At 42.7% G+C, this 12,211-nt stretch carries 8 protein-coding genes; all 8 read right to left on the bottom strand.

The window, feature by feature from the left end; all coding sequences use genetic code 11:
* Window positions 1-291 precede the first annotated feature (291 nt).
* The 8 genes from JCM9140_RS14400 to secA all read right to left on the bottom strand — a co-directional run bounded on the left by JCM9140_RS14400 (window position 292) and on the right by secA (window position 12,017).
* Window positions 292-1,752, bottom strand: coding sequence for a S41 family peptidase (locus JCM9140_RS14400; protein ID WP_034747878.1), 1,461 nt, complete (start codon window positions 1,750-1,752; stop codon window positions 292-294).
* Window positions 1,753-2,882: 1,130 nt separating this feature from the next.
* A complete protein-coding gene (locus JCM9140_RS14395; RefSeq protein ID WP_034747875.1) occupies window positions 2,883-4,172 on the bottom strand; it encodes a murein hydrolase activator EnvC family protein in 1,290 nt (429 codons plus the stop codon).
* 83 nt (window positions 4,173-4,255) lie between these two features.
* Entirely contained in the window at window positions 4,256-5,149 is an 894-nt protein-coding gene (gene ftsX / locus JCM9140_RS14390; RefSeq protein ID WP_034747873.1) for a permease-like cell division protein FtsX, read from the bottom strand.
* Window positions 5,139-5,825 (bottom strand): cell division ATP-binding protein FtsE, encoded by a 687-nt coding sequence (ftsE, locus tag JCM9140_RS14385; protein WP_034747870.1) that lies wholly within the window; start codon window positions 5,823-5,825, stop codon window positions 5,139-5,141. Before ftsE ends, ftsX begins: the two co-directional genes overlap by 11 nt.
* A 1,027-nt stretch (window positions 5,826-6,852) precedes the next feature.
* Window positions 6,853-7,209, bottom strand: a complete 357-nt coding sequence (locus JCM9140_RS14380; protein WP_034747868.1) for a c-type cytochrome — start codon at window positions 7,207-7,209, stop codon at window positions 6,853-6,855.
* Between the two features lie 71 nt (window positions 7,210-7,280).
* Window positions 7,281-8,150 carry a YitT family protein gene (locus JCM9140_RS14375; RefSeq protein WP_034747936.1) on the bottom strand — a complete coding sequence of 290 codons (870 nt, stop codon included), beginning with the start codon at window positions 8,148-8,150 and terminating at the stop codon, window positions 7,281-7,283.
* 173 nt (window positions 8,151-8,323) lie between these two features.
* Window positions 8,324-9,428 (bottom strand): peptide chain release factor 2 gene (gene prfB / locus JCM9140_RS14370; RefSeq protein ID WP_156314886.1). Its coding sequence is split into 2 segments (ribosomal slippage): window positions 8,324-9,355 and window positions 9,357-9,428, totalling 1,104 coding nucleotides; the frame shifts between segments, so codons are not numbered across the junction.
* 78 nt (window positions 9,429-9,506) lie between these two features.
* The gene (secA, locus tag JCM9140_RS14365; RefSeq protein WP_034747934.1) at window positions 9,507-12,017 is read right to left on the bottom strand and encodes a preprotein translocase subunit SecA; all 2,511 of its coding nucleotides are present in this window, start codon (window positions 12,015-12,017) and stop codon (window positions 9,507-9,509) included.
* Window positions 12,018-12,211 lie beyond the last annotated feature (194 nt).

Genomic DNA, 12,211 nt, shown 5'->3' with positions numbered 1-12,211 from the left:
GTAACCTTGTACTATTGATGCGCTAGTGGCTTTCGAGGACTGACGATCCTTTATTTGTGACAAAATCACCTTTTTTGATCAGTTCATGGACAGAGGGTACGCTATTTGCATAAAATCCATCGAAATACACCAATGGATAGTGAAATAACGGAACCACGGTCCGCCAAAGCAAAAAAATTAGCAGTTTCCTATCAAATAACGGAACGTGTGTCCTCTCAGCTCAAAGAAGAGCCTCATTCCAGACCAAAAAAGACCAAAAGAGCTCCTCAGCCTTTTGGTCTTCTACTTCTTTTATTCGTTTATTTGTTCCAACATAAGCTTAATCGCCGTTTGTAGCTGGAGATCATTTTCTTGTTCACGAACACTATCAACTGTGCGCTGTTGAATCATCGATGCTGTTTCTTCGTCAATTTCTCCCGTTGCGTTTAGATCATTAGCTCGTTGAAAAGCTGTGACGGCCTGTTTGGTTTGTTCGTTAAAATAACCATCGACTCTTCCAGGTTCATAGCCAATTCCTTTTAACATGGTTTGAGCGTTACGAATTTGATCGCTCATCATGTCAAGACGTAATGCTCCTTCGTCTCCAATCGATAAAGGTGCTGTGTAGAAATAGTCCGGCTGCTTGACTTCGACTGTTGGCATAACGCCTTCCCCATTAATGTCATTTCCAGCAGATGTTAACCATCTGAACAACGATAGCTTCAGCTCACTTCCATCTCCAAGCTGAATCGTTTGTTGAACCGTACCTTTTCCAAACGTTTGCTCCCCGACCACATCATAACCGCCACCCTCAATGAGAGCTGCCGATAAAATTTCAGAGGCAGAAGCAGAAGCACGATCGGTTAAGCCGATAATCGGATATGGCTTCCGTTCGTCTAAGTTAGACATGTAACGAATTTTTTCACCTTGACGATTTTCAATTTGAACAATCGGAGTCCCGCCAGGAATTAGTAATTTCCCAATGTCTTCTACAGCGTTCAGGTAACCACCTGGGTTCCCACGAACATCAATAAGAAGTCCATCAATGCCTTCGCTTTCGAGTTCTTCTAATTGTTCTTTAAAACGGTCCGCTGTATCTTCAGAAAAAGATGTTATTTCCAAAAGACCAAGCTTATGACCATCACGCTCAATGATATCTGCTCGAACCGTCTCAATTGGAATGACTCCACGTTCAACCGGAATCTCGAACAATTCATTTTGTCCTGCCCGCTCAATGGTCAGTCTTACAGTCGTTCCTTTTTCTCCACGAATTTGAAGAACAGCTTCATATAAAGAAAGACCTTCAATGGACTCACCATCTATCTCAATGATTTTATCATTTGGCTGCAATCCTGCTTTTTCTGCTGGAGACTCTCTAAAAGGTGCCACAATGGTGACTTTCCCATCTGTCATGCTTACTTCGGCTCCGATTCCTTCAAAATGAGAACCGAGAGATTCAACAAATTGAGTAGCTGTCTCTTGATCCATATAAACCGAATATGGGTCATCTAATGTACGAAGCATCCCTTCAATGGCTCCTTCATATAACTGCTGCTCAGTTATTTCATCCACATACTGTTCATGAATAATGCTTAGAGCTTTCTCAAACTTCTCCAACAATTCTTCATCGGATAAGTTTACTTCGGCTTGTCCTACACGTTCAGATGCAGCAGAATCCGTTTCAACACTCGGTTGCGCAGCTTGAAAATAAAAACCGAACGCACCTACTACGAATACGGCTGCTACGATCATTAGAAACTGTCTCTTGTTCATCACTACCAACTCCCATTATGTCTACAATACCTATCGTAGCAATCCTGCTTTTCTTCTTTAGTTACATGACGCGCAATCTACTTAATACATCCTATGTTTTTTATGACTTTATTATGTTTATTTTAGTCAAAGAAAGAAAATAAGTCAAAACCTCACCCAAATCCAACGCGATAGATAGATGGGATTGAAAAAGTCGATTTTCATCTGCCCTTGAAAGAATTGAGCGAAGCCGTTGCATTTTTTTGGAAAACTGTTTTTGCATACTTTGTTGTGTTTATCTGTTACGCTTTCTACCCATGTTCGTTACATTGCGCTACAGTCACTCGCTTTCCGCGGGGAGGTGGTGAGGCTGGCTACGCCTGTGGGGTCTCGCCCCTACCTCTATTTGAGGCCACTGAGCCACTGAAAAAGTGCCTAACTGCCGCAGGGGAATAACACTCCGCTTTCCGCGGGTGCCCGGTGAGCCTCCTCGGCTGTCGCCTGCGGGGTCTCACACGTGGGTCACTGATCCCGCAGGAGTCTACGTGTCATTCCCCTGCTAGGGTTACTTTTACTCATCTTTAACTTGTTACTCTTCTACGATTTCTTTTAACACATTCATTTTCTCTTTAACGGATGGGATTTGAGCGATTTGTGGTTCACCTTCCACAACAAAGATCACTGTTGGAAATACTCTAATTCATCTACAACGTCATTAGACTTTGTTTTCTCTGGGAATTTCAATCTTTCCTCTCAACAAAGCGGACGGATGGGGGCCGACTCCTGCAGGAGGGAAGGGCAGGTTGAAATCCACCGGCCCAGCCGGTTAGTTCAACGCCCGCCTGCTGGTGCGTGCCCCCCATCCCGGGAGCGAGATCGAAGCTCCTTTTCGAATCCGAATAAACGAGCACTTTTTCAGTGACCTACCTCTATTTCCCGCAGGAGTCGAGTGGCTTCCGCTTCATTTCATAAGAGAATTAAACATATTTTTACGCACCAACCTTAGCGAAAACAGCCTTTTCAAAAATCCAACACGTGGTTTTACCCAGCCCTGCAACATGTGAAGTCAGTGCTTCTATACAATAAGAGCCACTGAAAAGGTTGGTTTCACCTTTTCAGTGGCCTCTGATAAAAAGAGGTTTATCATTTTTTTAGCGTGGTATATAACGTAAAGGGTCTACTGCATTGGCTGAACCATTCCAACCACCTTCATGTACTTCAAAGTGAAGGTGAGGTCCAAAAGAACGCCCTGTATTCCCCATCAACCCTAAACGCTGTCCTTTTGAGACACGTTGTCCGTTTGATACTTCACGGTTTTCTAGATGAGCATAAAGAGTCGTAACAAGTCGTCCATCAACTTGGTGAGCAATGATAACTGTATTTCCGTAACTGCTAGAATAGTATGAACGGACAACCGTTCCATCTTGTACGGCAACAACAGGAACATCTCCAGTTCGACCATTTTTCCCGATATCAATTCCGTTATGCATGCGGCCGCCAAACGTTGCACGCGGTCCAAATGTTGACGTTATCGTTCCTGTTGCTGGACGCATAAATCCAGAGTTTGTTACTGGTGGAGCACTGTGGACTTGGGAAGATCCACCTCCGTTTGACCCACTACGAGAAGCCTGAGCTGCTGCTTCCTCTTGTCTACGTTTTTCTGCCGCTGCTTCAGCCGCAGCTAATTCTTGTTTCAATGCACGCTCTTGATCACGAAGAAGACCAGCCTTATCTTCTAGTTCACCTAATTCAACATGAAGCTCTCCTTCTTTTGCCTCAAGTTGGTTCATGATACGATCTTTTTCTTGACGTTGATCTTCTAAGTCAGCCATTAAGATTTCTAATTCTTCTAAATGACCTTCGAGGTTTTCCAGTTCAATCTCAACTTGAGCTTTTGCTTCCTCTAAAGCAAGTTGATCCGCAATATGCGCATCCAAAATGTTGCGATCCTGCTGAGCAATTACTGATAGAGCACTCACGCGATCTAAGAAATCACTAAAGCTATGTGCACCTAAAATGACTTCTATGTAATTGATTGATCCACCTGTTTGGTACATCGAACGAGCACGCTCTTTTAACAATTCATCACGTTCTGCAATTCGTTCTTCTAGAATAACAATTTCCTCTTGTAATTCTTCAATTGCTTCACGTACTACCTCTATTTCCGCACGTTTTTCACGAATCTTTTGATTTGTCTCCGCTACTTGATGATCAATTCGTTGAATTTCATCTGTCAATTCTTCCATTTCTTTTTCTAGTTGATCAAGCTCTGCTTGCGTTTTCTGCGCTTCAGCACGGTTTTCCACTTGCTCTTTTTCAACACTAGATATTTGTTCGCGTAATTCTGTATTGGCTAAAGCCGTATCGTTAAATGCTCCCCATCCAAAAGAACCAAATGTTACGAAAACAGCTGCGGCAAGCAATCCCACTTTCCTTTTCATCCAGTCGCTCCTCCTTTTATCCATTTAAAGAACGGTCTGAATCTAGGAAACCCTAAAAGGGAACTAGATTCAGAGCCTGTCCATTATACTTTCAAGAACTTTCTGACCGACATCATGCTTCCCCACATACCAATAAACGCTCCAATGGCAACGAGCAAAGCAGCAACTTGCCAAACAAGAGGGAATGGAGACACTAAAGAGAAGAACATAATTTCAATCCGAGCTCCAAAATTATTAATTAAATACGAATAGCCAAAGCCAATGAGCAAAATTGGAACCAGTGCTCCAATGACTCCTAATAGCAATCCTTCAATAAAAAATGGCCAGCGAATGAAACCATTGGTCGCTCCAACGAGTTTCATAATTTGAATCTCTCTTTTTCTTGAGAGAATGGTAATTTTAATCGTATTGGCAATTAAGAACATCGCTGTAAACAACATACCCACAACGAGTATAAGCCCAATCATTCTGACAAGATCCGTGACAGCAAAAAGTCGTTCAATGAAGTCTCTTCCGTAATTCACACGCTCTACATTGGCAAGTGGTTCAATCGTTTCAGCTACTTGTTCTGTTAATTGCGGGCTCGTCGCACGAACGACAAACGCATCATTGAGAGGATTTTCTTCACGAATCGACTCAAACACTTCGCCACTTTCATTTAAACTATCGATTAATTGGTCTAATCCTTCTTCTTTATCTACATAAACAATGCTTTCAATATTCGGCAATTCTTCAATTTCTGTTAACAATTCTTCTTGCTGTTCTTCCGTTGCAGTTAGTTCAATATATACTTTTATTTCCACATCGTCTTCAATCGTTGAAGCGACATTATTTACATTCATAATTAACAAAAGAAAGACTCCGACAACTAGTAGCATCACGGCTACTGCACTAATCGAAGCAAATGTCATCCAACCGTTACGTCCTAAGTTTTTCGTCCCTTCGCGAACATGCCGTCCTAGGGTTCTAAGCTTCATAGCCGTAGCTCCCCCTCACTTCATCACGGACAACTCGTCCACCTTCAATCGCAACAACTCGCTTTTTAATCGTATTTACGATGTCTTTATTATGTGTTGCCATTACGACCGTTGTCCCTCGATGATTAATATCGTCTAAGATGTCCATAATTTCCCAAGCTGTATCCGGGTCAAGGTTTCCTGTTGGTTCGTCCGCAATCAATACTTCTGGTTTGTTTACAACCGCTCTTGCAATCGCAACCCGTTGCTGCTCACCACCTGATAACTCATGAGGTAGTGACCTTGCCTTATTTTTCAACTTAACAATTTCTAAAACATCCATTACTTTTCGTTTAATCGAAGCTGGATTTTCTTCTATCACTTCTAGAGCAAATGCCACGTTTTCAAATACAGTTAGAGTCGGAAGTAATTTAAAATCTTGAAACACTACCCCCATTCGACGTCTCAAACTTGGAATGGCTCTTTCTTTTAATTTTGCTAAATTTATTTCATCTATGAAAATGTCACCTTTTGTCGGTTTTTCTTCACGGTACATCAATTTAATAAAAGTTGACTTTCCCGCTCCACTTGGACCAACAACGTAAACAAATTCTCCTTTTTTGATTCGGATCGATATCCCGTTGATCGCCTTAACGTTATTAGGATAAGCCTTCCAAACATCTTTCATTTCAATCACTAGCTAATCACATCCCTGCGTTTTTCCATTTATGCTTACACCGAGACTAGGATACATATATGAATTCATCTTTGTTGAATTTTAATAGATTAACGCACCATTTGTCGCAATCTACATTATTATAACACTGAAGCGAAACGAATGTATGGTCTTTTATGTTACAATTTCATTTCACTTGTCGACATTTTGTTGTTAGTAAGGAGGATTTTGGTTTTTTGTAAAATTGTGTGAGGGAAGAACGGTATAATTTTATAATCACAAGACGATATATCTCTTAGTGAAATGAAGCGGAAGCCACTGAAAAAGTGCTCGTTTTTTCGTAATTGGAAAAGTAGCTTTGCCCTCGCTCCCGGGTTGGGGGGCACACACCCGCAGGCGGGCGTTGAACTAACCGGCTGCGCCGGTGGATTTCAACCTGCCCTTCCCTCCTGCAGGAGTCGGCCCCCCATCCCGTCCGCTTTTTTAGAGGAACGATAGAAAATTTCAAGAAAAAAAGTCTTATGACGTTGCAGATAAATTAGAGATCAGATCGGTAATGTACTTTGTCGTTTTATAGAAAAAAGCCAAGGCTTATCATCACCTGACTGTATTTCTGTTTGATCACAATCAATCGTACTGCCGTTTGTTTCCAACTAGTGATCTCTGATGTTGAACCACAAATCGCTCAAATCCCATACCTAAAAGAGAAAATAATGTCAAATCGTAGAAGAGTAAGCGTAACAGATAAGCAAAAGTAACCCTAGCAGGGGAATGACACGGAGACTCCTGCGGGAGCAGTGACCCACGTGTGAGACCCCGCAGGCGACAGCCGAGGAGGCTCACCGGGCACCCGCGGAAAGCGGAGTGTCATTTCCCTGCGGCAGTTAGGCACTTTTTCAGTGGCCTCAAATAGAGGTAGGGCGATACCCCACTGGCGCAAAGCGAGCGGCTTCCTTCCAGCGCCATTATGAGAGATATCATTGTTAGCGCGTCTTTTTTCATGCAAAAAAGCTTATCCTCATACTAATGAGAATAAGCTTTTTGTTTGTTATTGTGCTGCAATCCATGCGGATAAGTTTTCTGCGTCTTCTTCTGGGATGTTAATAGCTGGCATGGTTCCTTGTCCATTTACAATAACATTGTAAATTTGTTCAGGTGTATGCCCTTCTCCTGCTAAACGAGGACCACCGCCACCCTCAAGGTTACCGCCGTGACAGGCAAGACAGTTCGCCTCATATGTGGTACGTGCAGCCGTTGCATCAAAATCTCCTGCAACCTCTTCTTCTACTGCGTCGTCTGCTACTTCATCTGTTTCAGGTGTTTCTTCCGCTGGAGCAGCTTCCTCGCCACCACCACATGCAGATAGAGCGACAACTACGCCTAGCGCTAACAACATTTTCTTCATTTATATGCCCTCCCTTCTATATGTAAAATATTGGAGCAATTCTCCAGTTGATTATATACCTAATCTTTTCATTAGGCTCGTTTAAATCCTTCCCCAAGAACCTCCGTTGCATTCGTCACAATGACAAAAGCTTTTGGATCAACACTTTTGACAATTTGTTTCAATTTCGTGACCTCGGTTTGGTGAACGACACACATGAGAACGTCACGCTCTTCATCTGTATAGCCGCCATAAGCACTTAACTTCGTGACACCACGGTCTACGTCATTTAAGAGGCTTTGGCGAACTTCTTCTTGGTGGTTGGAAATAATAAGGGCCACCTTCGCATAGCCAACCCCAACCTGGACCATATCGACAACTTTTCCAGTTACAAATAAACTAATCAGGGCATACAAAGCAAGCTCAATGCCAAACGTAAAAGCGGACGTAATCACAATCAGCCCATCCATTAAAAACACAGCTGCCCCAAGGGACAAGCCTGTATATTTCTGAATAATTTGCGCTGCAAGGTCCGTTCCTCCTGTGCTTGCTCTTGCTCGAAACACTAGACCAATCCCCATCCCTACGCCAATCCCACCAAATAAGGCACCTAAAAGGGGATCTTCAAACCCGACTGTCCAATCACGTGTCAGGTACACGACGAGAGGCAAAAAGAGCGTACCAACCAATGTTTTAATTCCGTACTTTAGTCCTCCTAAAAGAAGAATTCCTAAAATAAATAACGGAATGTTTAACGCCCACTGTGTGAAGGCTGGCTCTACGCCAAACACATGGGCCACAATGGTACTAACCCCACTCACACCACCTGATGCAATTTTGTTCGGTAACAAAAAGAGGTTAAAGGCAATCGCCACGATTGCAGCACCGGCTAGGATATATGTATAATCAATTAATGATTGCATCGCCGTACTCCGTGGCTCCTGTCCTCTTCTCGGTCGCATCATCATACAGTTTCACTCCTTTATTTCTTAGAATATCCAATTAATCCTTGCGTAGTATAGCACCATGCTCCCAATCTGTAAACGAGACCCCGCTAACACTGCAGAGCAATAAAGAAGAGCCTCTCCTCTAACAGAAAAAAGCCACCTCACATGAGGCAGCTTTTCACTTTCATTTATTTTCCTAACGATTGACGCAAATACGCATCAATAAATCCGTCTAAATCACCGTCCATGACGCCATTGGTGTTTCCAATTTCAAATCCAGTACGATGGTCTTTGACCATGCTATACGGGTGGAAGACGTACGAGCGAATCTGACTTCCCCAGCCAATCTCTTTTTGTTCTCCACGAATTTCGTCAAGCTCGGCTTGCTGCTCTTCAATTTTTAATTGATAAAGCTTCGCATTCATCATTTTCATCGCACGCTCACGGTTTTTAATTTGCGAACGCTCTGTTTGACACGTCACAACCGTATTCGTTGGCAAGTGGGTAATGCGGACCGCGGAGTCCGTTGTATTAATGTGCTGACCACCCGCTCCACTCGCACGATACGTATCCACTTTTAAATCTTCTGGTGAAATATCAATTTCCACGCTATCATCTAATTCCGGCATAATCTCACACGAAACAAATGAGGTATGGCGGCGACCAGAGGAGTCAAATGGCGAGATGCGTACTAAACGGTGAACCCCTTTTTCTGCCTTCAAATAGCCATAGGCATTGTGACCTTTGATTAAAAGCGTAACACTTTTCACTCCTGCTTCATCACCAGGTAAGTAATCCATCGTCTCGACTTTGAAATCTTTACTCTCTGCCCAGCGCGTATACATCCGCAAAAGCATCGAAGCCCAGTCTTGTGACTCTGTCCCGCCCGCACCTGGGTGAAGTTCCAAAATCGCATTGTTTTTATCATATGGTTCACTTAGTAACATTTGAAGCTCGAATACATTCACTGCTTTCGATAAGGATTTTACACCATCTTCAAGCTCTTTTTGCAAGTCTTCATCTGCTTCTTCTTTTACTAAATCATAAGAAACTTCCAGATCTTCAAACTGCTCAGCCATCTCCAAGAATGTGTTCACTTTTTCTTTTAATGCATTTGCTTCATTGATGACAACTTGCGCTGCGTCCTGGTCATTCCAAAAATCAGGGTCCGTCATTTTTTCCTCTAATTCGGCAATCCGTTCTTGCTTCTCATCGAGGTCAAAGAGACCCCCTAAATTCAGTTAGTCGCTTAGCCACTTGGCTAAGTTCTTGCTTCACTTCTACTAATTCCATCTTCTCACCTCATAGCGAAGTGCAGTAGCCTCAAGGATGATTCCCCAAAGACCCTGCACTCCCCTCTTTCCTTCTATTTTATTGTCCACAACAAGCTTTGTATTTCTTTCCACTTCCACACGTACAAGGATCATTTCGACCTACTGTAACACCTTTACGGACGGGTGTTTTCTTTTTCGGCTCTGCTTTATCGCTTTGTTGCATCGCTTTTCCTTGAGCCACTTCTTGACGCTGCAAGTTCTGCTGGACTTGTGCCTTCATGATGTACATCGCCACTTCTTCTTCAATCGAGTCGACCATTGCCTCGAACATTTCAAAGCCTTCAAATCGATATTCACGAAGCGGATCATTTTGCCCGTACGCACGTAAATGAATTCCTTGGCGAAGCTGATCCATCTGATCAATGTGATTCATCCACTTACGGTCAACCGTACGAAGCATAATAACCTTCTCGAATTCACGCATATGATCAGGTGTGAACTGCTCTTCTTTTTCATTGTAATTGGCAATTACTTTCTCGACGATTAATTCAATCATTTCTTCAGGCTCTTTGCCTTTTAATTCTTTTTCCGTTAAATCATCCTCATTCAGCAAATTCGCCTTCAAGTAATTCACAATCGCGGCTAGATCCCAATCTTCTGGAACTTCGCTTTCTGGTGTATGAAGCTGAACGGTACGCTCAATCACAGATTTGATCATTTTCTCTACGATTTCACGTAAGTTTTCTGATTCAAGCACTTCCATACGCTGCTTGTAAATGATTTCACGTTGCTCGCGCATAACATCATCATACTGAAGAATTTGTTTACGCGCATCAAAGTTGTTCCCTTCCACACGCTTCTGAGCCGTCTCTACCGCACGTGAAACCAATTTACTTTCAATCGGTTGGTCTTCTTCCATGCCAAGACGCTCCATCATGTTTCTCATATTATCGGAACCAAATCGACGCATTAACTCATCTTCCATTGATAAATAGAACTGCGTTGAACCCGGGTCTCCTTGACGACCAGAACGACCTCGCAACTGATTATCAATTCGACGTGACTCGTGACGCTCTGTCCCAAGGACGTGCAAACCACCAAGATCTAGAACACCAGGTCCTAATTTAATATCCGTACCACGACCAGCCATGTTCGTTGCGATCGTAACCGCACCTTTATGACCCGCATGTTCAATGATTTCTGCTTCTTTTTCATGGTTTTTCGCATTTAAGACATGGTGAGGCACTTTTCGCTTCGTTAACATTTTCGAAACGAGCTCGGACGTCTCAACACTCACCGTACCAACAAGAACGGGCTGTTCCTTTTTATATAGCTCTTCAATTTCATTTACAACCGCTTTGAATTTTGCTTCCATTGTTTTAAAAATCAAATCAGCCTTATCATCACGAGCAATCGGTTTGTTTGTCGGAATGACCATAACATCCATGCCATAAATGTTACGGAACTCTTCTTCCTCTGTTTTCGCCGTACCGGTCATCCCGGCAAGTTTTTGATATTTACGGAAATAGTTTTGGAACGTAATCGAAGCAAGAGTCATGCTCTCTTTCTGAATGAACAAGCCCTCTTTTGCCTCAATTGCTTGGTGAAGTCCGTCGCTATAACGACGACCTTTCATTAAACGCCCAGTAAATTGGTCAACGATGACCACTTCTCCGTCTTCCACTACATAATCAGAGTCACGATGCATCACAACATGTGCCTTTAATGATTGATTTAAATGATGGTTTAATTGAACATGCTTCGAATCGTATAAATTGTCGATTCCAAACGCACGCTCCGCTTTGTTAACACCATCTTCTGTTAGCTGCACATTCTTCGTTTTTTCATCAAACGTGTAATCTTCCTCATTTTTCAAAATACGAATAAACGAGTTTGCTTGCTGATACAACTGAGTCGAACGTTCAACGGAACCAGAAATAATAAGTGGGGTACGTGCTTCATCAACTAAAATGGAGTCAACTTCATCGACAAGGGCAAAATGAAGAGGACGCTGAACCATTTGCTCTTTATAAAGCACCATGTTATCACGCAGGTAATCAAACCCTAATTCATTGTTCGTACTATACGTGACATCGGCTAAATAAGCCTCGCGCTTTTCCTCTTTTGAAAGCTCATTCGCATTTAAACCAACTGTCAAACCAAGGAATTGAAACAACTCCCCCATAATCTCGCAGTCACGACGAGCTAGATATTCATTGACCGTTACGATATGAACGCCTTTTTCAGTGAGCGCATTTAAATAAACCGCAATCGTCCCAACGAGCGTTTTTCCTTCCCCTGTTTTCATTTCGGCTATGTTTCCTTGGTGAAGCGCAATCGCCCCAAGCAACTGAACCGGATATGGAGTCATATGTAAAACACGTGTTGACGCTTCACGGACAACAGCAAATGCTTCTACTAAAAGATCTTCAAGCGTTTCTCCTTTTTGATAACGCTCTTTAAATTCGGTAGTCTTTTGGCGAAGGCCATCATCTGATAGCTTCGACATGTCTGATGCTAATGCTTCAATTTGGTCAACGAGCTTTTCATTTTTCTTTAATTGTCGTTGACTCGGATCACCGATCACTTTTTTTAATAAACCTAACATCAAATTCGCCCTTTCTTTTTCAGCTCGTCCCATTCCATCACGAGCATGACGCTTTTTCACTAACCTTAATTTTATCAGGTAACGACTTGCCTTACAAGGGACACCCTTCCGACAACCTGTCAAAAAGAATGTAGAAAAAAGGCATAAAAATCTAGAATAGTAGTGAGGCCACTGAAAAAGTGCCTAACTGCCGC

Origin of the sequence: Halalkalibacter wakoensis JCM 9140 (assembly GCF_000513095.1) — a bacterium.
In the GTDB taxonomy this organism is placed as follows: Bacteria; Bacillota; Bacilli; order Bacillales; family Bacillaceae_D; genus Halalkalibacter; species Halalkalibacter wakoensis.
Note: the sequence above shows the minus strand (reverse complement) of the source record. Positions and strands in the feature narration are given on the sequence as shown.